This window comes from Klebsiella planticola, assembly GCF_000783935.2.
GTDB lineage: Bacteria > Pseudomonadota > Gammaproteobacteria > Enterobacterales > Enterobacteriaceae > Klebsiella > Klebsiella planticola.
On the sequence record NZ_CP026047.1, the window covers coordinates 1,941,100 to 1,962,705 of the forward strand.

Sequence of the window (21,606 nt, forward strand, 5' to 3'; positions counted from 1 at the left end):
CGTTTTTTTGTAATAATCTGCTAGCCTTATATGCTAAAGGGCAGGATTTGCTCTTTAGCGTTCCGTTGCGTGTTGACGCCGTTTTTGTGCTGGCGTAACATGCGCGCACGATTACGCTAAGAGGACATTCGCCTTGGACACACCCAGTAGATGCTGGCTCAACTTCCTGTCCGTCAGGAACAACTCCTAAGGCTATCCTCTTATGCTGATAGCCTTAGCGGTTGTCAGCGACCCGTCATACCCGTCGCTCTGAGTCAGGCTTAATGGTCTGAAACCCAAATTGTTTCTGTGTGCCCACCGAACTGTCCGATAATTTTTTTGCATTGGGAGTCCCGGTCATGCTGAGCGCATTTCAACTGGAAAATAATCGTTTAACACGCCTGGAAGCTGATGAGATCAAACATCTCGCCAGTTCGGTGTGGGTCGATCTGGTCGAGCCCGACGACGAAGAACGAAGCCGCGTGCAGACGGAATTGGGTCAGAACCTGGCAACGCGCCCGGAACTGGAAGATATCGAAGCATCGGCGCGTTTCTTCGAAGATGAAGACGGTTTACACATTCACTCTTTTTTCTTTTTTGAAGATGCAGAGGATCACGCCGGTAACTCCACCGTGGCATTTACGATTCGTGAAGGGCGCCTGTTTACCCTGCGCGAACGTGAATTGCCGGCATTTCGCCTCTATCGCATGCGCGTTCGCAACCAGTTAATGGTTGATGGCAACGCCTATGAACTGCTGCTGGATCTGTTCGAAACCAAAATCGAACAGCTGGCGGATGAAATCGAAAATATCTACAGCGACCTGGAAAAACTCAGCCGCGTGATTATGGAAGGTCGTCAGGGCGATGAGTACGACGATGCGCTCTCAACGCTTGCCGAGCAGGAAGATATTGGCTGGAAGGTCCGTCTGTGTCTGATGGATACCCAGCGCGCTCTGAACTTCCTGGTACGCAAGGCGCGTTTACCTGCGGGACAGCTGGAGCAGGCGCGCGAAATCCTGCGAGATATCGAATCCCTGCTGCCACATAACGAATCGCTGTTCCAGAAGGTCAACTTCCTGATGCAGGCGGCGATGGGCTTTATCAACATCGAGCAGAACCGCATCATCAAGATCTTCTCGGTGGTTTCCGTGGTCTTTCTGCCGCCTACGCTGGTGGCTTCCAGCTACGGGATGAACTTTGAGTTTATGCCGGAGCTGCACTGGAGCTTTGGCTATCCCGGCGCGATCGTCTTTATGATGCTCGCCGGCCTGGCGCCGTATCTCTACTTCAAGCGTAAAAACTGGCTGTAGGGGATAAGCACCCGGATAGCGGCGCTGCCGTCTTATCCGGGCAGGATATCCGCGTCGGCTATCCTCTGCGTTGCCGGCGCTGGGTATACAGCGCATCGACGATAAAGACCGCCAGCGCCACCCAGATAAAGGCGAAGGTCACCATCTTATCTGCCCCCGGAACTTCGCCGTAAAAGATCACCGCCAGCAGGAACATCAGCGTCGGGCCGATATACTGGAAGAATCCCAGGGTGGAGAGCCGCAGACGGGTTGCCGCGCCGGTAAAGCACAGCAGGGGAATCGTGGTGACAACGCCCGCCGCCATCAGCAGCAGGTTCAGCGACCACGGGTTCTCTCCCATATGGCTGGTTGGGCTATCGGCGATGGCAAACAGGTATACGGCGGCGACCGGCAGGAGCCACAGGGTTTCGACTAACATCCCGGTTTGCGCATCCACGGCGATCTTTTTACGCAGCAGCCCGTAAAAGGCAAAGCTGAAGGCCAGCCCAAGTCCGATAACCGGCAGCGAACCAAAGGTCCACAGCTGTACCAGCACACCGCACACGGCCAGCAGCACCGCCACCCACTGCATGCGGCGAAAACGCTCGCCGAGGAAAATCATCCCCAGCACAATATTCACCAGCGGGTTAATGAAGTAGCCGAGACTGGCCTCCAGCATATGGTGGTTATTCACCGCCCAGATGAAGAGCAGCCAGTTGCCGCCAATCAGCACTGCCGACAGCGCCAGCAGGAAAATCTTGCGCGGCATATGCAGCAGTTTTTTCACCTGCGGCCACTGGTGGCTGAGGCTGATTAACGCCAGCATAAAAAAGAATGACCAGATCACGCGATGCGTCAGGATTTCATCGGCGGGAACATAGTAGATAAGTTTGAAGTAGGCAGGTGCGATGCCCCAGATAAAATAGGCGGCAAGAGCCAGTATAACCCCCAGCCGCGTTTGTTTTGCATCCATCGGTAAAATCCGTTACGCCAAAACAACGATGTTACTTTATTTACCGCGATCAACCCACCATATACGTCGCCGTGGCGCTGGCGATATAGACCTGCTCTTCGTTATGCAACTCCACGCGGGCGACCGCGACCTTATTCCCGGCGCGTAGCAGGCTGCTGGTGGCGGTAAAGTGCTCGCCGCGTCCGGGGCGCAGATAGTCGACGCGCAGATCGATGGTTCCCATGCGCGACAGACGCTGGCGTAGCTCTTCTTCGGTGATGGTGTTATGGCGGGTCAGCGTACTGCCTACGCACACCAGCCCGGCGGCGACGTCCAGCGCGGAGGCAATCACTCCGCCGTGCAGAATGCTCTGCGCCCAGTTACCGACCATCATCGGCTGATTTTTGAAGCTAAGTTGGGCAAACTCTTTTTCATAACGCTCCAGCTTCAATCCTAAGGCGCGATTAAACGGCATATGGTAAACAAAGATTTCGCCCACCAGCTTAAGGACGGCGTCGGCAGTGAGTTCAGACATGACAATTGTATCCATTCGTTAATAAAATGTTGATTTTATGCTTCTGAAACGGCGATTGCCACTTTCAGAGCGGATAACCGGGCAGGATGGCGGTAAACAGGTAGAATGGATGCGGGATAAAACAGAAATAAAAATCACTCATTCAGGAGAACAGTAATGCGTATCTCTTTGGCCTGGCTGTTAGCGCTGAGCGCGCTTCCGGCCGGCGTTTTGGCGCAGGATGCGCCGGTTAGTCCGCCGGTTCATGATAAACCGGCGGTGCGCGGTAGCATTATCGCGAACCTGTTGCAGGACCATGATAATCCTTTCTTGCTGTATCCCTATGAGAGCAACTACCTGCTCTATACGTGGAGTAGCGATATCAACAAGGAAGCGATCTCCAGCTATGACTGGGCGGAAAATGCCCGCAAAGATGAAGTCAAATTCCAGCTCAGTCTGGCATTTCCGCTGTGGCGAGGGATCCTCGGCGAGAACTCGCTGCTCGGGGCATCCTATACGCAGAAGTCCTGGTGGCAGCTCTCCAACAGCAAAGAGTCCGCACCGTTTCGTGAAACCAACTATGAACCGCAGCTGTTTTTGGGATTTGCTACGGATTATCAGCTTGCCGGCTGGACGTTGCGTGATGTCGAAATGGGTTACAACCACGATTCGAACGGTCGCTCGGATCCCACTTCCCGCAGCTGGAACCGCCTGTATGCCCGCCTGATGGCGCAAAATGGCAACTGGCTGGTGGAGGTGAAACCCTGGTATGTGGTCGGCAGCACCAACGATAACCCGGATATCGCCAAATATATGGGCTATTACCGCCTGAAGGTGGGGTATCAGTTAGGTGAGGCGATCCTCAGCGCCCAGGGGCAATATAACTGGAACACCGGTTACGGCGGTGCGGAGCTCGGCGTCAGCTATCCGATTACCCGCCATGTGCGCTTCTACACCCAGGTTTACAGCGGTTATGGCGAGTCGCTTATCGATTATAACTTTAACCAGACCCGCGTCGGCGTCGGCGTGACGCTTAACGATCTGTTTTAATCGTTGCACTCTGGCTCACTGGCGCTGAAAATAGCGCCTGTTTTCTTTTCAGGCAGACGGGGTCAACGTGGCGCAGGCGGAAGTATTGAATCAAACATTGCTGGCAAAGCAGGTTTTACAGGAAACCTTCGGCTACCAGCAGTTTCGCCCAGGCCAGGAAAGCATTATCGACACGGCGTTAGGCGGGCGTGACTGCCTGGTCGTCATGCCGACCGGCGGCGGCAAATCGCTGTGCTATCAGGTGCCCGCACTGGTGCTGGGCGGCCTGACGGTGGTGGTATCGCCGCTGATTTCGCTGATGAAAGATCAGGTCGACCAGCTGCTGGCGAACGGCGTGGCCGCCGCCTGTCTGAACTCGACCCAAAGCCGCGAGCAGCAGCAGGAAGTCATGGCCGGCTGTCGCAGCGGGCAGATTCGCCTGCTGTATATCGCCCCCGAGCGTTTGATGCTGGATAACTTCCTTGAGCATCTCAGCCACTGGAACCTGGCAATGGTGGCGGTGGATGAAGCGCACTGTATTTCCCAGTGGGGTCATGATTTCCGGCCGGAATATGCCGCCCTGGGCCAGCTGCGCCAGCGTGTGCCGCAGATCCCGTTTATGGCGTTAACCGCCACCGCCGATGACACCACCCGCCGCGATATCGTTCGCCTGCTGGGGCTGAATGACCCGCTGATTCAGGTCAGCAGCTTCGATCGCCCGAACATCCGCTACATGCTGATGGAGAAGTTTAAACCGCTCGATCAGCTGATGCGCTACGTGCAGGACCAGCGCGGAAAATCGGGCATTATCTACTGCAACAGCCGTTCGAAAGTGGAAGATACCGCCGCACGTCTGCAAAGTCGCGGGATTAGCGCGGCGGCCTACCATGCCGGGCTGGAGAACGACGTGCGTGCGGATGTGCAGGAGAAATTTCAGCGCGACGATCTGCAAATCGTGGTGGCCACGGTCGCTTTCGGCATGGGGATCAATAAACCCAACGTCCGCTTCGTGGTGCACTTCGACATTCCACGCAATATTGAATCCTACTACCAGGAAACCGGTCGCGCCGGTCGTGATGGCCTGCCGGCGGAAGCGATGCTGTTTTACGATCCGGCCGATATGGCGTGGCTGCGTCGCTGTCTGGAAGAGAAACCTGCCGGGCCGCTGCAGGATATTGAGCGCCACAAGCTGAACGCGATGGGGGCGTTTGCCGAAGCGCAAACCTGCCGCCGTCTGGTGCTGCTCAACTATTTTGGCGAAGGGCGCCAGGAAGCCTGCGGCAACTGCGATATCTGCCTCGATCCGCCGAAGCAGTACGACGGATTAATGGACGCGCGCAAAGCGCTGTCGACGATTTACCGCGTCAATCAGCGGTTTGGTATGGGCTACGTGGTTGAAGTGCTGCGCGGGGCCAACAATCAGCGCATTCGTGAAATGGCGCATGACAAGCTGCCGGTGTACGGCATCGGCCGCGAGCAGAGCCATGAACACTGGGTGAGCGTGATTCGCCAGCTGATTCACCTCGGTCTGGTGACGCAGAATATCGCGCAGCACTCGGCGCTGCAGCTAACCGAGGCAGCGCGTCCGGTGCTGCGCGGCGAGGTGCCGCTGCAGCTGGCGGTTCCGCGTATCGTGGCGCTGAAGCCGAAGGCGATGCAAAAATCCTTCGGCGGCAATTACGATCGCAAGCTGTTTGCCAAGCTGCGCAAACTGCGTAAAGCGATCGCCGATGAAGAGAATATCCCGCCGTACGTGGTGTTCAACGACGCGACGCTGATCGAAATGGCGGAGCAGTCGCCGATGACCGCCGGTGAGATGCTGAGCGTGAACGGCGTGGGCACGCGTAAACTTGAGCGTTTCGGGAAAGAGTTTATGGCGCTGATTCGTGCGCATATCGATGGTGAAGATGAGTAGTCAGCCGGGCAAAAAAGTGTCAGGATAGTTTCGGTCTTCACTATATTCCTGCGATCCAAATTGCCGATAGATTAGGGTGCAATCATGCTAATGCTTTTCCTCACCGTCGCGCTGGTGCATATCATTGCGCTGATGAGTCCTGGCCCGGACTTTTTCTTTGTTTCTCAGACCGCCGTGAGTCGTTCTCGTAAAGAGGCCATGATGGGCGTGCTGGGGATTACCTGTGGCGTCATGGTCTGGGCGGGCGTTGCGCTGCTTGGCCTGCACCTGATTATCGAAAAAATGGCCTGGCTGCACACCATTATCATGGTGGGCGGTGGACTGTACCTGTGCTGGATGGGTTATCAGATGCTGCGCGGGGCGCTGAAGAAAAGCGCCGTGGCGGCGCCGGAGCCGCAGGTCGAGCTGGCCCGCAGCGGCCGTAGCTTCCTGAAAGGGCTGCTGACCAACCTCGCTAACCCGAAGGCGATTATCTATTTTGGTTCCGTCTTCTCCCTGTTTGTCGGCGATAACGTTGGCACGGGCGAGCGCTGGGGGATTTTCCTGCTGATTGTTCTGGAAACGCTGGCCTGGTTTACCGTGGTCGCCAGCCTGTTCGCCCTACCGACGATGCGTCGCGGCTACCAGCGAATGGCAAAATGGATCGACGGCATTGCCGGTACGCTCTTTGCCGGCTTCGGCATTCATCTGATCATTTCGCGCTAAGCGCAGATTTTCCCGGTTTGCTTCAGGCAAACCGGGACTCTCCCGTCAGGCATGGCGTGCGGAAGCTAACAGCGCGCCTACCAGCATAAATAACGATCCGAAGACTTTGTTCAACGCCTTCATCTGTTTCGGTCCTTTAATCCATGCCGCAATACGCTGCGCCAGCGTCGCGTAGCCAATCATCACAATGATATCTACCGCAATAGTGGTGACGCCGAGAACCAGATACTGCATGACCTGCGGCTGATGCGGCACGATAAACTGCGGGAACAGCGCCGCCAGAAAGACAATGCTTTTCGGGTTGGTCAGGTTGACGAAGACCGCGCGCTGGAACAGTTTTCCACGCGTTTGCGCCTTTGCCAGAGTATTGAGATTGAGCGATCCCGCCGCGCGCCATTGCTGAATACCCAGCCAGATAAGATACGCCGCCCCGGCCCACTTCAGCACCTCGAAGGCCAGCACCGAGCGGGAAAACAGCGTTCCCAGGCCGATACCAACAAGGACGATATGGATCGCCAGCCCGGTTTGTAATCCGGCAATCGAGGCGGCCGCGCCGCGGTAGCCGTGGTTGATCGAGGTTGTCATGGTATTAATAGCCCCGGAACCTGGCGACAGGCTGAGGATAATGGATGTCAGCAGATAGGCGAACCACCACTCGAACGTCATGAGAAACTCCCTGGTTGTCTGTTTTTATGCCACAATACGCTATTGCGTAAGCATTGTGTGATGCGCGCTAAAAAAACGATTTTCAGTGGTTAACAGGGGTGTAAGCCCGATGTTTCGGCAGCAAAAGGATTGGGATACACGAGAAAACGCGTTTGCGGCTTTTACGATGGGGCCACTCACCGATTTCTGGCATCAGCGGGAAGAGGCGGAATTCAGGGGCGTAGACGATGTCCCGGTCCGTTTTGTTCGCTTTTGCGCCAAAGATAACGATCGGCTCGTGGTCATCTGTCCGGGGCGTATTGAAAGCTACGTGAAATACGCCGAGCTGGCTTACGATCTGTTCCACAGCGGTTTCGACGTGATGATTATCGACCATCGCGGCCAGGGGCGTTCCGGGCGCATATTGACCGACAGCCATCGCGGCCACGTGGTGCGCTTTAGCGATTATGTCGACGATCTGGCGGCGCTCTGGCAGCAGGAAGTTGCCCCTGGCCACTGGCGAAAAAGGTTTATCCTCGCGCATTCGATGGGCGGGGCCATCGCGACGCTGTTTTTGCAGCGTCACCAGCAGCATTGCGACGCTATTGCGCTGTGCGCGCCCATGTTTGGTATCGTCATGCGTTTCCCGGACTGGATGGTGCGTCATATTCTCGACTGGGCTGAGGGCCATCAGCGCATTCGTGAAGAGTATGCGCTGGGTACCGGTCGCTGGCGGGCGCTGCCCTTTTCGGTCAACGTGCTGACGCACAGTCGCCAACGCTATCGCCGTAATCTGCGCTTCTATGCCGATGAACCACAGCTGCGCGTCGGCGGGCCAACCTACCACTGGGTGCGTGAGGGGATCCTCGCAGGCGAAGAGGCGCTGGCGGGCGTAGAGAAAGACACCACTCCCACACTGTTATTGCAGGCAGAAGAAGAACGCGTGGTTGATAACCGCATGCACGAGCGCTACTGCGAACTCCGTGCCGCGGCAGGTCGGCCCTGCGAAGGTAATAAGCCGCTTGTTATAGAAGGGGCATACCATGAGATCCTTTTTGAAAAGGACGCCATGCGCTCAGTCGCGCTGAATGCCATCGTCGATTTTTTCAGTCGACACAATGAATCCGACGAAAACGCTCGTCGCCCTGCTTAGAGGTTAAAATTTTTATGTACCAGGTTGTTGCGTCTGACTTAGATGGCACGCTGCTTTCTCCCGATCACTACTTAACGCCCTACGCAAAAGAGACGCTGCAGCTGCTGACCGCGCGCGGGATCAATTTTGTCTTCGCCACCGGACGCCATTACATCGATGTCGGCCAGATTCGCGACAATCTCGGCATCAAATCCTACATGATCACCTCCAACGGCGCGCGTGTGCACGACAGCGAGGGAAAACAGATCTTTGCCCATAACCTCGACCGTGATATTGCCGCCGATCTGTTCGAAATGATGCGTAACGACCCGAAGGTGGTGACCAACGTCTACCGCGAAGATGAGTGGTATATGAATCGCCATCGCCCGGAAGAGATGCGCTTTTTCAAAGAAGCGGTGTTTAACTACAAGCTGTATGAAGTGGGCGAACTCGATCCCGAAGGGATCAGCAAAGTCTTTTTCACCTGCGATGATCATCAGCATCTGCTACCGCTGGAGCAGGCGATCAACGCCCGCTGGGGCGATCGCGTGAACGTCAGCTTCTCCACGCTGACCTGCCTGGAAGTGATGGCCGGTGGCGTGTCGAAGGGGCATGCGCTGGAAGCGGTCGCCAAAATGCTCGGCTACGGTCTGAAAGACTGCATCGCGTTTGGCGATGGCATGAACGACGCAGAAATGCTGTCGATGGCGGGCAAAGGCTGCATTATGCAGAACGCTCACCAGCGGCTGAAAGACCTGCATCCGGATCTGGAAGTGATCGGCAGCAACGCTGACGATGCGGTGCCGCACTATCTGCGTAAGCTCTATCTCGCCTGATAAAGATTGACGACTGTTCGTTTATTGCTCAGTCGTCAACCTGACTCTCCGCTACAATGAGTGCTCTTCTTCCTGAGAGACATTCATTGTGGCGCTACTGATTATTACCACTATCCTGTGGGCTTTTTCCTTTAGCCTGATAGGCGAATACCTGGCGGGTAGCGTCGATAGCTACTTTTCCGTGCTAATGCGCGTGGGGCTGGCGGCGCTGGTCTTTCTGCCGTTTCTGCGTACCCGCGGGCAATCGCCGCGTACTATCGTGCTCTACATGCTGGTCGGGGCGATGCAGCTTGGCATCATGTACCTGTTGGCATTCCGCGCCTATGTGTACCTGACGGTTTCTGAATTCCTGCTGTTTACCGTCTTTACGCCGCTGTATATCACGCTGATTTACGATCTGCTCAGCGGACGCAAGCTCCGCTGGGGATATCTGCTGAGCGCGGGGCTGGCGGTGCTGGGCGCAGCCATTATTCGCTATGACAAAGTGAGCGATCATTTCTGGACGGGACTGCTGCTGGTTCAGCTGTCGAACCTCAGTTTTGCTATCGGTATGGTGGGCTATAAGCGCCTGATGGAGCTGCGCCCGATGCCGCAGCACAACGCGTTTGCGTGGTTCTATATGGGGGCCTTCCTGGTGGCAGTGGCGGCCTGGTTTATGCTGGGTAATCCGCAGCGGCTGCCAACCACAACCCTACAGTGGGGCGTTCTGGTCTGGCTGGGCGTGGCGGCGTCGGGGCTGGGTTACTTTATGTGGAACTACGGGGCCACGCAGGTGGATGCCGGCACGCTGGGCATTATGAATAACGTGCATGTCCCCGCCGGGCTGCTGGTTAACCTTGCCATCTGGCAGGAACAGCCCCACTGGCCGAGCTTTATTACAGGAGCTCTGGTGATCCTGGCCTCACTGTGGGTCCATCGCCGTTGGGTCGCTCCGCACTCCGGACAAACGGCAAATGATCGCAAGCGTGGTTCCGCGCTGAGCGAATAAACGCCTCGGTGACCGGCTGGCGCTGCTCGCCGTCGCGTACCGCGGCGTACAGCCGGCTCCACAGTCCTTCGCCCAGGGTTTTGGTGACCACCAGACCCTGGCGTTCAAAACTTTCCACCACCCAGTGCGGCAGGGCGGCGATGCCCATCCGTGCGGCGACCATCTGGATTAACAGCAGGGTATTGTCGACGCTTTTGAGCTGCGGGCTGATACCGGCCGGCTGCAGGAAGTGGCGCCAGATATCCAGGCGACCGCGCTGAACCGGATAAATCAACAGCAGTTCCGAGGCCAGGTCTTCTGGCGCGATGCGCGTTTTCGCCGCCAGCGGATGCTCCGGCGCCAGCACCAGACGAACTTCAAAATCGAACATCGGCGAATAGTGCAGGCCGCTACGCGGCAGGATATCGGAGGTCATGACCAGGTCCAGCTCGCTTTGCTGCAGGGCTGGCTGCGGGTCAAAGGTCACGCCAGACTGAAAATCCACTTCGACGTGCGGCCAGCGGGCGCGGAAACTCTCCAGTGCCGGGGTCAACCACTGTATGCAGCTATGACACTCGATAGCGATGCGCAGACGGGTTTGCTGCGGCTCGTGGCAGTCCTGCAGCGCGCGGCTGATTTGCGGCAGCACCTGGTTTGCCAGCTGGAGCAGGATCTCCCCCTGCGGGGTGAAACGCAGAGGCTGACTTTTACGCACAAACAGACGGAAGCCAAGGCGTTGTTCCAGATCGCTGAACTGGTGAGACAGAGCGGACTGGGTTTGATGCAGAGCCGCCGCAGCGCCTGCCAGCGACCCGCTGTTCCGCAACGCCTGTAGCGTTTTCAGGTGTTTAATTTCGATCATGAAAGTCCTTCACTTCGGCATGAATAATTTGCGCTTGAGGAATATACAGTACCTGTCAATTATGGATGTGTAAACATCTGGATGGCTAAATCCTGTGTCTTTCGAATTTATGGCGCGTTGGCTGCGCTTGCTCACCCCGGTCACTTACATGAGTAAGCACCCGGGGATGATCAAGCTTGCCGCCTTCCCTGAATCCGAAATCCTTCGGATTAAAAAATTATGAGGTCTTAAAAATGACAATTATTAATCACACCCTCGGTTTCCCTCGCGTTGGCCTACGTCGCGAGCTGAAAAAAGCGCAAGAGAGCTACTGGGCGGGTCACTCGACCCGCGAAGAACTGCTGACGGTGGGCCGCGAGCTGCGTGCCCGCCACTGGGAGCAGCAGAAGCAGGCGGGCGTTGACCTGCTGCCGGTGGGTGATTTCGCCTGGTACGACCATGTTCTGACCACCAGCCTGCTACTGGGTAACGTGCCGGCTCGTCATCAGAACAAAGATGGCTCGGTTGATATCGATACCTTGTTCCGCATTGGTCGCGGCCGTGCGCCGTCCGGCGAACCGGCGGCAGCGGCAGAAATGACCAAATGGTTTAACACCAACTACCACTACATGGTGCCGGAGTTTGTAAAAGGGCAGCAGTTCAAACTGACCTGGACCCAGCTGCTGGATGAAGTGGATGAAGCGCTGGCGCTCGGCCATAAGGTTAAACCGGTCCTGCTGGGGCCGGTCACTTATCTGTGGTTGGGCAAAGTCAAAGGCCAACAGTTTGACCGTTTGAGCCTGCTGAACGATATCCTGCCGGTTTACCAGCAGGTGCTGGCAGAGCTGGCAAAACGCGGCATCGAGTGGGTGCAGATTGACGAGCCGGCGCTGGTACTGGAGCTGCCGCAGGCGTGGCTGGATGCATTCAAACCGGCATATGATGCGCTCGCGGGCCAGCTTAAGCTGCTGCTGACCACCTACTTTGAAGGCATCGCCGCGAACCTCGACACCATCACCGCGCTGCCGGTGCAGGGCCTGCACGTTGACCTGGTGCACGGTAAAGATGATGTGGCTGCTCTGCATCAGCGTCTGCCGTCCGACTGGCTGCTCTCTGCGGGCCTGATCAACGGGCGCAACGTCTGGCGCGCCGATCTGACCGAGAAATATGCGCAAATTAAAGACCTCGTCGGCCAGCGTGCGCTGTGGATCGCTTCTTCCTGCTCCCTGCTGCACAGCCCGATCGATCTGAGCGTGGAAACCCGTCTCGACGCGGAAGTGAAAAGCTGGTTCGCCTTCGCCCTGCAAAAATGTGAAGAGCTGGCGCTGCTGCGCGATGCGCTGAACAGCGGCGAGACCGCAAAACTGGCTGAATGGAGCGCACCGATTCAGGCTCGCCGTCACTCGTCCCGCGTACATAATGCGGCGGTGGAAAAACGTCTGGCGGCCATTACCGCTCAGGACAGCCAGCGCAACAGCCCATACGCTGAGCGTGCCAGGGCACAGCGTACGCGCTTCAATCTACCGGCGTGGCCGACCACGACCATCGGCTCTTTCCCACAGACTACCGAGATCCGTGGCCTGCGTCTGGACTTCAAAAAAGGCAATCTCGATGCGAACCACTATCGCACCGGTATTGCGGAGCACATCAAGCAGGCGATTGTTGAGCAGGAACGTTTAGGATTAGATGTTCTGGTTCACGGCGAAGCCGAGCGTAACGACATGGTGGAGTACTTCGGCGAGCACCTCGATGGCTTCATCTTCACGCAGAACGGCTGGGTCCAGAGCTACGGCTCCCGCTGCGTGAAACCGCCGGTGGTGATCGGTGACGTCAGCCGTCCGGAGGCGATCACCGTTGAGTGGGCGAAATTCGCTCAGTCGCTGACCGACAAACCGGTGAAAGGTATGCTCACCGGCCCGGTGACCATTCTGTGCTGGTCCTTCCCGCGTGAAGATGTCAGCCGTGAAACCATCGCTAAGCAGATTGCGCTGGCGCTGCGTGACGAAGTGGCGGATCTGGAGGCGGCCGGTATCGGTATTATCCAGATTGATGAGCCGGCGCTGCGTGAAGGCCTGCCGCTTAAGCGTAGCGACTGGGATGCTTACCTGCAGTGGGGCGTAGAAGCCTTCCGAATCAATGCCGCGGTGGCGCGGGATGATACCCAGATCCACACCCATATGTGTTACTGCGAGTTCAACGACATCATGGATTCCATTGCCGCACTGGATGCGGACGTGATCACCATTGAAACCTCGCGTTCTGACATGGAGCTGCTGGAGTCGTTTGAAGAGTTCGAATACCCGAACGAAATCGGACCGGGCGTATATGACATCCACTCGCCGAACGTGCCGAGCGTGGAATGGATTGAAGCGCTGCTGGCGAAAGCGGCGCAGCGTATCCCGGCAGAGCGTCTGTGGGTCAACCCGGACTGTGGCCTGAAAACCCGCGGCTGGCCGGAAACCCGCGCTGCGCTGGCCAACATGGTGAAAGCCGCGCAGAATCTGCGCCAGGCCTAATTCCGTTACCCCCCATCCCGGAGGAGGCCCAGACCTCCTCCTCTTTTTTCTTCCGTGCTGGCCCATGCGCCGTGCAACCTGCGGAGTTCTCGCGGCTGGGCTACGCTTAGCTGCACAGGGCACGTACAGACATTTCCGGGGGAGAATGATGACCAGACTTGACGATCCGCAGCGGTCTTTATGTTTTGCTATTAATCTGGGGAACCCGGTTCTTGCCACGTTATTGCCGGATAATACCCCGGGTGGCATCACCGCCGAGTTAGCCAAAAAACTGGCCGCTGAATACGGTTGCGAGGCGCGATTTGTGACCTGGCCGACGGCCGGAAAAGTGGTTGATGCGGCTTTGCTGAACCAGTGGGATATTGCTTTCCTGGCGATTGATCCCGCTCGCGAAGACAAACTGTGCTTCACCCCGCCCTATGTCACGATTGAAAGTTCAGCGCTGGTCAGAAACGACAGCGATATTCACTCCGTACAAGAGATGGATCGCCCGGGAGTGACGATTAACGTCGGGAAAGGGGCGGCCTATGAGCTGTATCTGATTCGCACGTTACAGCATGCCACGATGCGTCAATACGCCACCTCCCAGGAGGCGATCCGCGCTTTTATCGCCGGGGAAGGGGAGATGGTTGCCGGGATCCGTCAACCGCTTGCCAGCGTGGCGCGGGAATATCCCCAGTTTCGCCTGCTGCCTGATAGCTTTAGTCAGATACAGCAAGCGATTTGCGTTCCACGAAACCGGCTACAACACTATGAATTTGTCTGTGGTTGCCTGGCGGCATGGAAGAATGACGGCACGATCGCCGATATGATTAACCGTCATATCGGCAACCGCTAGCGGCTTACGCGCGCTTCCCGCCATACTGTGCAAACCACGCCAGCATGCGCTGCCAGCCGTCTTTGGCCGACTCTTCATGATAGCTGGCGCGATAATCGGCGTTAAAGGCGTGATCGGCTTCCGGGTAGACGATGATCTCTGCTTTGGCGTTGGCCGCGCGAAGCGCGTGGCGCATGGTTTCCACCGTATCCTGCGGAATGCTGGCGTCTTTGCCGCCATACAACCCCAGCACCGGCGCGTTGAGATCAACGGCGATATCCACCGGATATTTCGCTGAGTTGAGGGTTTTCTGCCCGACCAGCTTCCCGTACCAGGCGACGGCGGCTTTCAACTGCGGGTTGTGGGCGGCATAAAGCCAGGTAATGCGTCCCCCCCAGCAGAAGCCGGTGATCAGCAGACGATGAGCATCGCCTCCGTGACGTGCGGCCCAGCTGGCGACATGGTCGAGGTCCGCCAGCACCTGTGCATCCGGCACTTTGCTGACCAGCTCCTGGAACAGGGTGGGGATATCGGTATAGTCATTCGGATCGCCCTGACGGAAGTAGAGCTCTGGTGCGATAGCCAGATACCCCTCCTGCGCCAGACGGCGGCAAATGTCGCGGATATGTTCATGGACGCCGAAAATTTCCTGAACAACGATAACGACCGGGAGCAGGCCATCGGCGTTCTTCGGACGAGCATGATAGGCCGGCATGTTCTCTCCCTGAGTGGGGATCGACGTTTCGCCTGTGGTGATGCTCTCCTCCGAGGTATGAACGGCGGTAGAAGCGTGCGGCGTGGCTGCAGGCGCAAAGCCAGGTTGCTTGGTTGTGGTCATGGTATTCTCCGTACCCTTATTTATTAGCGCATCGATAACTATAGACGCTATCGACCGGACGTTAACAAAGCACAGTGCCTGAAACAGGCTATCTTTTGTTCAGGCACGATGAATATAACTTGTTAATGTGATGTTTATCACTTTTTGATGGAAAATCATTGCAATGTTTTTTGTTCATGGTGATTTTTGTCACAAAATTTAGCGGGTAGCTTCTGTAAAGTACCGTTTTGCTTCTGCTGATAATTCGACCCACAGAGGAGTTTTTTATGTCTAAGTCTGATGTTTTTCATCTCGGCCTCACCAAAAACGATTTACAAGGGGCTACGCTGGCTATCGTCCCTGGCGATCCGGAGCGTGTGGAAAAGATCGCCGCGCTGATGGATAAGCCGGTCAAGCTGGCATCTCACCGCGAATTTACCTCCTGGCGTGCCGAACTGGATGGCAAGTCGGTCATTGTCTGCTCTACCGGTATCGGCGGCCCGTCAACGTCGATTGCCGTTGAAGAACTGGCGCAGCTGGGGATTCGTACCTTCCTGCGTATCGGCACCACCGGGGCTATCCAGCCACACATTAACGTCGGCGACGTGCTGGTCACCACCGCATCGGTACGTCTCGATGGCGCGAGTCTGCACTTTGCGCCGATGGAATACCCGGCCGTGGCTGACTTTGCCTGTACCACTGCGCTGGTTGAAGCGGCAAAATCGATCGGTGCGACCACCCATATCGGCGTTACCGCATCATCTGACACCTTCTACCCGGGCCAGGAGCGCTACGACACCTTCTCCGGTCGCGTGGTCAGCCGTTTTAAAGGTTCTATGGAAGAGTGGCAGTCCATGGGGGTCATGAACTACGAGATGGAATCTGCGACCCTGCTGACCATGTGTGCCAGCCAGGGGCTGCGTGCCGGGATGGTCGCCGGGGTTATCGTCAACCGTACCCAGCAGGAAATTCCGAACGCGGAAACCATGAAGCAAACCGAAAGCCACGCGGTAAAAATCGTGGTGGAAGCGGCTCGCCGTCTGCTGTAATTCCTCGCCTCTCACCCCAGGGCCGGATCTTCCGGCCTTTCTTTTTTGCGCTGCGCCTCGCAGGAAATCTCTTTTAAACTGGACGTTTGTACAGCACAATTCTATTTTTGTGCCGTAAGTTGTTGCCGCAGGGGGCGTTGTGGATATCTCGATTGTGATAAGTGCCATCGTGGCGCTGGCCGTAGGGCTGGTCGCAGGGTGGCTGGCGACCAAAGCCAAAGCTGACCAAATTCGCGCCGACCTTATCGAGGATCGCCGTGAACTGGATATCGAGCTCAGCGCTGCGCGCCAGCAGCTGGTGCAAGAGGCCCACTGGCGCGATGAATGCGAGTTGCTGAATAACGAACTGCGCAGCCTGCGTGACATCAATAGCTCACTGGAGGCCGATCTCCGCGAAGTCACCACCCGCCTTGAATCTACCCGGATACACGCCGAGGATAAAATCCGCCAGATGGTGAACAGCGAACAGCGTCTGAGCGAGCAGTTTGAAAACCTGGCTAACCGCATTTTCGAACACAGCAACCGGCGCGTCGATGAACAGAACCGGCAGAGTTTACATGGCCTGCTAACGCCGCTGCGTGAACAGCTGGACGGTTTCCGCCGCCAGGTGCAGGACAGTTTTGGCCAGGAGGCGCGCGAGCGGCATACGTTGGCCCATGAGATCCGCAATCTGCAGCAGCTGAATGCGCAGATGGCGCAGGAGGCGCTGAACCTGACCCGGGCGTTGAAAGGGGATAACAAAACGCAGGGTAACTGGGGAGAGGTGGTGTTAACCCGCGTGCTGGAAGCTTCCGGGCTACGCGAAGGGTATGAATACCAGACCCAGGTCAGCATCGAAACAGAAGGGCGTTCGCGCATGCAGCCCGATGTGATCGTCCGCCTGCCGCAGGGGAAAGACGTGGTCATTGATGCCAAAATGACGCTGGTGGCCTACGAGCGCTATTTTAATGCCGAAGATGACTACACCCGCGAGGCGGCGCTGCAGGAGCATATCGCCTCGGTGCGGAACCATATTCGCCTGCTCGGGCGTAAAGATTATCAACAGCTGCCGGGCCTGCGCTCGCTCGACTATGTGCTGATGTTTATTCCCGTGGAGCCGGCTTTCCTGCTGGCTATCGACCGTCAGCCTGAACTTATCAGCGAAGCGCTGAAGAACAATATTATGCTGGTCAGCCCGACGACGCTGCTGGTGGCGCTGCGGACGATTGCCAATCTCTGGCGTTATGAACATCAAAGCCGCAATGCGCAGAAAATCGCTGAACGCGCAGGTCGTCTGTACGACAAAATGCGCCTGTTCGTTGATGATATGTCCGCCATCGGACAGAGCCTGGATAAAGCCCAGGATAACTATCGCCAGGCGATGAAAAAGCTCGCTTCCGGGCGCGGGAATCTGCTGGTGCAGGCAGAGGCGTTCCGCGGTCTTGGTGTTGAAGTGAAGCGCGGGATTAATCCTGATTTAGTCGATCAGGCAACGGCTCAGGATGACGAATATCGTTCTGAAGAAGACGAAAACGCGCTGGAAGATAACGAATTTATCGCCGATCGGGCCGATGAGGCGATGTCCGGTGAACCCTCTACGCCGCGTTGAACCGTATGGGAAATGCGCTGAATCTGTTACACTCGGCGAACATTTTCTTGATAAGCAGGCATTGAGATGGTTGAGGATTCACAAGAAACGACGCACTTTGGTTTTCAGACCGTAGCCAAAGAGCAGAAGGCGGACATGGTGGCACATGTATTCCATTCTGTGGCCGCAAAATATGATGTTATGAATGATCTGATGTCGTTCGGTATTCATCGTTTGTGGAAGCGTTTCACCATCGACTGCAGCGGCGTACGCCGCGGACAGACCGTTCTGGACCTGGCCGGCGGCACCGGCGACCTGACGGCGAAGTTCTCTCGCCTGGTGGGTGAAACGGGGCGCGTCATGCTGGCGGATATCAACGACTCCATGCTGAAAATGGGCCGCGAAAAGCTGCGCAACATCGGTATCGTCGGCAACGTTGAATACGTTCAGGCTAACGCGGAAGCCCTGCCGTTTGCCGACAATACGTTTGACTGCATCACCATTTCCTTCGGTCTGCGTAACGTCACCGATAAAGAAAAAGCGCTGCGTTCAATGTATCGCGTCCTGAAGCCGGGCGGTCGTCTGCTGGTACTCGAGTTTTCGAAACCGATTATTGAACCGCTCAGCAAAGCCTATGATGCCTACTCCTTCCACGTGCTGCCGCGCGTAGGGGAGCTGGTTGCCAAAGACGGTGAAAGCTATCGCTACCTGGCGGAATCTATTCGTATGCACCCGAATCAGGACACCCTGAAAGCCATGATGCAGGACGCCGGTTTCGAAAACGTCGACTACTACAACCTGACGGCTGGTATCGTTGCGTTGCACCGCGGTTATAAGTTCTGACAGGAGGGATCGCATGCCTTTCAAACCACTGGTTACCGCTGGCATTGAAACCGCCCTCAATACCTTTCTCTGGCGCGACAAAGCGTTAAAACCTGCTCGCCAGCGTCTGCTGGGGAAGGTGCTGCGCGTTGAGCTGAAGGAGCTGTCGACGCCAGTTGTGCTGGTCTTCAGCGAGCGTCAGGTGGATGTGCTGGGGGCCTGGGAAGGCGATGCCGACTGTACCGTCATTACCCGCCTCAGCGTGCTGCCACAGCTGCGCAACCGTCAACAGCTCACGGCGCTTATTCGCAGCGGTGACCTGGAAGTGCAGGGCGATCTGCAGGTGGTGCAGAACACGGTAGCGCTATGTGACCTGGCGGAATTCGATCCGGCTGAGCTGCTGGCGCCTTACACCGGCGATATCGTTGCGGAAGGGGTCAGTAAGGTCTTTCGCTCCGGAGCTCGCTTTCTGCTGCACGGCGTTCAGCGTCAGCAGCGCTATGTCGCTGAGGCGCTGACCGAAGAGTGGCGTATGGCGCCGGGGCCGCTGGAAATGGCCTGGTTTGGCGAAGAGACCGCGGCTGTGGAACGCGCGCTTTCCGCACTGGAAAAACGGCTGGAAACGCTGGAGGGCAAATGACGCCAGGAGAATTACGGCGCCTGTATCTTATTATCCGCACCTTTTTGAGCTATGGGCTTGATGAGCTCATTCCCAAAATGCGTATCACGCTGCCGCTGCGTATCGGGCGGCGGATGCTGTTCTGGATGCCGAATCGTCATAAAAACCAACCCCTCGGCGAACGTCTGCGCCTTGCGCTGCAGGAGCTGGGGCCGGTGTGGATCAAGTTCGGTCAGATGCTCTCTACCCGCCGCGATCTGTTCCCGCCGCAAATCGCCGATCAGCTCGCGCTGCTGCAGGATCGCGTAGCGCCCTTCGATGGTCGGCTGGCGAAACAGCAGATTGAACAGGCGATGGGCGGCCTTCCCGTAGAGGCCTGGTTTGACGATTTCTCGATTGAACCGCTGGCATCGGCCTCTATTGCGCAGGTCCATACCGCACGGCTGAAAGAAAACGGCAAAGAGGTCGTTATCAAGGTGATCCGCCCGGACATCGTGCCGGTGATTAAAGCGGATATGAAACTTATCTATCGTCTCGCGCGCTGGGTGCCGCGCTTACTGCCCGACGGTCGCCGCCTGCGCCCGCAGGAAGTGGTGCGCGAATACGAAAAAACGCTGTTGGATGAACTTAACCTGCTACGTGAATCGGCCAACGCCATTCAGCTGCGGCGCAACTTTGAAGACAGCCCGATGCTCTATGTACCGGAAGTCTACTCTGATTACTGCAGCGAAGGCATGATGGTGATGGAGCGGATTTACGGGATTCCGGTTTCCGACGTGGAGGCGCTGGAGGCGCAGGGCACGAACATGAAGCTGCTGGCGGAACGCGGCGTGCAGGTCTTTTTCACCCAGGTGTTCCGCGACAGCTTCTTCCACGCGGATATGCATCCGGGCAATATTTTTGTTAGCTACGACCATCCGGAGAACCCCCAGTACATCGGGATCGACTGCGGTATCGTGGGGTCGCTGAACAAAGAAGATAAGCGCTACCTGGCGGAAAACTTCATCGCCTTCTTCAACCGTGATTACCGTAAAGTCGCCGAGCTGCACGTGGATTCAGGCTGGGTTCCTGCGGATACCAATGTTGAAGAGTTCGAGTTTGCTATTCGCACCGTCTGCGAACCGATCTTCGAGAAGCCGCTGGCTGAGATCTCGTTTGGTCATGTGCTGCTGAACCTGTTTAACACCGCCCGGCGCTTCAATATGGAAGTGCAGCCGCAGCTGGTGCTGCTGCAGAAGACATTACTTTACGTAGAAGGGGTAGGCCGCCAGCTCTATCCTCAGTTAGACTTGTGGAAAACGGCGAAACCTTTCCTTGAGTCGTGGATTAAAGATCAGGTCGGCATTCCGGCGCTGGTGCGTGCGTTTAAAGAAAAAGCGCCGTTCTGGATCGAAAGAATGCCGGAGATACCTGAGCTGGTGTACCAGACTTTGCAGCAGAGTAAGCAGCTGCAGACCAGCGTGGATACCATCGTGCGCGACTTCCAGGTGCGACATGTTCGTCAGGGGCAGTCCCGTTATCTGTTTGGTATAGGCGCGGTTCTGTTACTGAGTGGTACGCTGTTATTTATCCACCGCCCGGAATGGGGCATGATGCCAGGCTGGTTGATGGCCGCTGGCGCGGTGTCCTGGCTGATTGGCTGGCGGAAAACGCACTGATGGGAAGCGCCTTTATCACAGCGCATTGGTTTTTGCGCGAAGTCATGCGAGCGGCCTGACAAAGAGGCGGCTTGTGGGATGACGTGTATAATGCGTCCTAATCATTCATCATCTGTCATAGAGGAACGTGTATGGGTGGTATCAGTATTTGGCAGTTATTAATTGTTGTCGTCATTGTGGTTCTGCTTTTCGGGACGAAAAAGTTGAGCTCGCTGGGGTCAGATTTGGGGGCATCGATCAAAGGCTTTAAAAAAGCCATGAGCGATGATGAAAAACCTGAAAAGTCTGCTCCGGATGCAGATTTCACGGCGAAATCGATCGCTGATAAGCCGGATGATGCGAAAAAAGACGAGACAAAACGCCACGACAAAGAGCAGGTGTAATTCGTGTTCGATATCGGTTTTAGTGAACTACTGCTGGTGTTCGTCATTGGCCTCATTGTCCTGGGGCCACAGCGATTGCCTGTAGCGGTAAAAACGGTGGCCAGCTGGATTCGTACGCTACGATCGCTGGCGGCTACCGTACAAAATGAGATCACTCAGGAACTAAAACTGCAGGAGTTCCAGGAAAGCCTGAAGAAAGTGGAAAAGGCGAGCCTGGATAACCTGACGCCGGAGCTGAAAGCGTCAATGGATGAGCTGCGTGAAGCCGCTGAATCTATGAAACGTTCTTATACCGCCCACGATCCTGAGAAAGCGAGCGACGAAGCGAACACGATTCATAACCCGATAGTGAAGGGCAGTGAAGCGCAGCGCCAGGACATTACGCCGGCGACGGCTGAACATCAGGCCAGCGCGCCCGTTCACGCTCCAGCCGCAGAAGAGAGCGTTGTGCCAGAGCAGCCGGCTATGCAGCCTGACCCGCTCCCGGTCGCCAAAGAAAAAGTTGCCGTGACAGCTTCCGATTCCTCCCCTGCATCGAGTGATAAACCGTAAAA

At 56.6% G+C, this 21,606-nt stretch carries 22 protein-coding genes; 17 read left to right on the top strand and 5 right to left on the bottom strand.

What is annotated here, in order from left to right; all coding sequences use genetic code 11:
- Positions 1-133 precede the first annotated feature (133 nt).
- Complete coding sequence (gene ysgD, locus MC50_RS29220; protein ID WP_350028775.1) at positions 134-190, top strand: YsgD/CorL family protein; 57 nt, start codon at positions 134-136, stop codon at positions 188-190.
- 148 nt (positions 191-338) lie between these two features.
- Positions 339-1,289, top strand: coding sequence for a magnesium/cobalt transporter CorA (corA, locus tag MC50_RS09395; protein WP_004869610.1), 951 nt, complete (start codon positions 339-341; stop codon positions 1,287-1,289).
- A gap of 58 nt (positions 1,290-1,347) precedes the next feature.
- Here corA and rarD read toward each other — a convergent pair whose 3' ends face one another.
- Complete coding sequence (gene rarD, locus MC50_RS09400; protein ID WP_032690031.1) at positions 1,348-2,241, bottom strand: EamA family transporter RarD; 894 nt, start codon at positions 2,239-2,241, stop codon at positions 1,348-1,350.
- A 49-nt stretch (positions 2,242-2,290) separates the two neighbouring features.
- Positions 2,291-2,755, bottom strand: coding sequence for an acyl-CoA thioesterase YigI (gene yigI, locus MC50_RS09405; protein WP_032690030.1), 465 nt, complete (start codon positions 2,753-2,755; stop codon positions 2,291-2,293).
- Positions 2,756-2,911: 156 nt separating this feature from the next.
- Here yigI and pldA point away from each other — a divergent pair, with 156 nt between their 5' ends.
- The 3 genes from pldA to rhtC all read left to right on the top strand — a co-directional run bounded on the left by pldA (position 2,912) and on the right by rhtC (position 6,383).
- The gene (gene pldA, locus MC50_RS09410; protein ID WP_047663716.1) at positions 2,912-3,784 is read left to right on the top strand and encodes a phospholipase A; all 873 of its coding nucleotides are present in this window, start codon (positions 2,912-2,914) and stop codon (positions 3,782-3,784) included.
- A 67-nt stretch (positions 3,785-3,851) separates the two neighbouring features.
- Entirely contained in the window at positions 3,852-5,678 is a 1,827-nt protein-coding gene (gene recQ / locus MC50_RS09415; protein WP_032697953.1) for an ATP-dependent DNA helicase RecQ, read from the top strand.
- A gap of 84 nt (positions 5,679-5,762) precedes the next feature.
- Positions 5,763-6,383 carry a threonine export protein RhtC gene (rhtC, locus tag MC50_RS09420; RefSeq protein ID WP_032690027.1) on the top strand — a complete coding sequence of 207 codons (621 nt, stop codon included), beginning with the start codon at positions 5,763-5,765 and terminating at the stop codon, positions 6,381-6,383.
- A gap of 45 nt (positions 6,384-6,428) precedes the next feature.
- Here rhtC and rhtB read toward each other — a convergent pair whose 3' ends face one another.
- Positions 6,429-7,049, bottom strand: coding sequence for a homoserine/homoserine lactone efflux protein (gene rhtB / locus MC50_RS09425; protein WP_004869632.1), 621 nt, complete (start codon positions 7,047-7,049; stop codon positions 6,429-6,431).
- Positions 7,050-7,158: 109 nt separating this feature from the next.
- Here rhtB and pldB point away from each other — a divergent pair, with 109 nt between their 5' ends.
- From pldB to MC50_RS09440, 3 genes are all read left to right on the top strand, one after another.
- The gene (gene pldB / locus MC50_RS09430; RefSeq protein ID WP_032690026.1) at positions 7,159-8,181 is read left to right on the top strand and encodes a lysophospholipase L2; all 1,023 of its coding nucleotides are present in this window, start codon (positions 7,159-7,161) and stop codon (positions 8,179-8,181) included.
- A gap of 14 nt (positions 8,182-8,195) precedes the next feature.
- On the top strand, positions 8,196-8,996 hold the full coding sequence (yigL, locus tag MC50_RS09435; protein ID WP_032690024.1) for a sugar/pyridoxal phosphate phosphatase YigL: 801 nt from the start codon (positions 8,196-8,198) through the stop codon (positions 8,994-8,996).
- A gap of 88 nt (positions 8,997-9,084) precedes the next feature.
- Positions 9,085-9,984, top strand: a complete 900-nt coding sequence (locus tag MC50_RS09440; RefSeq protein ID WP_032690023.1) for a carboxylate/amino acid/amine transporter — start codon at positions 9,085-9,087, stop codon at positions 9,982-9,984.
- Here MC50_RS09440 and metR read toward each other — a convergent pair.
- Positions 9,872-10,825: an HTH-type transcriptional regulator MetR gene (gene metR / locus MC50_RS09445; RefSeq protein WP_047663719.1), complete on the bottom strand. Its 954-nt coding sequence runs from the start codon at positions 10,823-10,825 to the stop codon at positions 9,872-9,874. The two genes, MC50_RS09440 and metR, sit on opposite strands and share 113 nt — an antisense overlap.
- A gap of 233 nt (positions 10,826-11,058) precedes the next feature.
- Here metR and metE point away from each other — a divergent pair, with 233 nt between their 5' ends.
- Together metE and MC50_RS09455 are read left to right on the top strand one after the other, a co-directional pair.
- Positions 11,059-13,320 carry a 5-methyltetrahydropteroyltriglutamate--homocysteine S-methyltransferase gene (gene metE / locus MC50_RS09450; protein WP_032697966.1) on the top strand — a complete coding sequence of 754 codons (2,262 nt, stop codon included), beginning with the start codon at positions 11,059-11,061 and terminating at the stop codon, positions 13,318-13,320.
- A 148-nt stretch (positions 13,321-13,468) separates the two neighbouring features.
- Positions 13,469-14,158 carry a transporter substrate-binding domain-containing protein gene (locus MC50_RS09455; RefSeq protein WP_080748441.1) on the top strand — a complete coding sequence of 230 codons (690 nt, stop codon included), beginning with the start codon at positions 13,469-13,471 and terminating at the stop codon, positions 14,156-14,158.
- Positions 14,159-14,162: 4 nt separating this feature from the next.
- Here MC50_RS09455 and MC50_RS09460 read toward each other — a convergent pair whose 3' ends face one another.
- Positions 14,163-14,975 carry a dienelactone hydrolase family protein gene (locus tag MC50_RS09460; protein ID WP_032690020.1) on the bottom strand — a complete coding sequence of 271 codons (813 nt, stop codon included), beginning with the start codon at positions 14,973-14,975 and terminating at the stop codon, positions 14,163-14,165.
- A gap of 266 nt (positions 14,976-15,241) precedes the next feature.
- Between MC50_RS09460 and udp the strand changes: the two genes are divergently transcribed.
- The 7 genes from udp (at position 15,242) to tatB (ending at position 21,604) form a co-directional block, all read left to right on the top strand.
- Positions 15,242-16,003, top strand: coding sequence for a uridine phosphorylase (gene udp / locus MC50_RS09465; protein ID WP_004869655.1), 762 nt, complete (start codon positions 15,242-15,244; stop codon positions 16,001-16,003).
- Between the two features lie 139 nt (positions 16,004-16,142).
- Positions 16,143-17,591, top strand: a complete 1,449-nt coding sequence (gene rmuC, locus MC50_RS09470) for a DNA recombination protein RmuC (protein WP_032697946.1) — start codon at positions 16,143-16,145, stop codon at positions 17,589-17,591.
- Between the two features lie 66 nt (positions 17,592-17,657).
- On the top strand, positions 17,658-18,413 hold the full coding sequence (gene ubiE, locus MC50_RS09475) for a bifunctional demethylmenaquinone methyltransferase/2-methoxy-6-polyprenyl-1,4-benzoquinol methylase UbiE (RefSeq protein WP_004869660.1): 756 nt from the start codon (positions 17,658-17,660) through the stop codon (positions 18,411-18,413).
- Positions 18,414-18,426: 13 nt separating this feature from the next.
- Positions 18,427-19,032: a ubiquinone biosynthesis protein UbiJ gene (gene ubiJ, locus MC50_RS09480; RefSeq protein ID WP_032690019.1), complete on the top strand. Its 606-nt coding sequence runs from the start codon at positions 18,427-18,429 to the stop codon at positions 19,030-19,032.
- The gene (gene ubiB / locus MC50_RS09485; RefSeq protein ID WP_032690018.1) at positions 19,029-20,669 is read left to right on the top strand and encodes a ubiquinone biosynthesis regulatory protein kinase UbiB; all 1,641 of its coding nucleotides are present in this window, start codon (positions 19,029-19,031) and stop codon (positions 20,667-20,669) included. Before ubiJ ends, ubiB begins: the two co-directional genes overlap by 4 nt.
- 131 nt (positions 20,670-20,800) lie before the next feature.
- Entirely contained in the window at positions 20,801-21,052 is a 252-nt protein-coding gene (gene tatA / locus MC50_RS09490) for a Sec-independent protein translocase subunit TatA (protein ID WP_004869668.1), read from the top strand.
- A gap of 3 nt (positions 21,053-21,055) precedes the next feature.
- Complete coding sequence (gene tatB, locus MC50_RS09495) at positions 21,056-21,604, top strand: Sec-independent protein translocase protein TatB (protein ID WP_047663725.1); 549 nt, start codon at positions 21,056-21,058, stop codon at positions 21,602-21,604.
- Positions 21,605-21,606 lie beyond the last annotated feature (2 nt).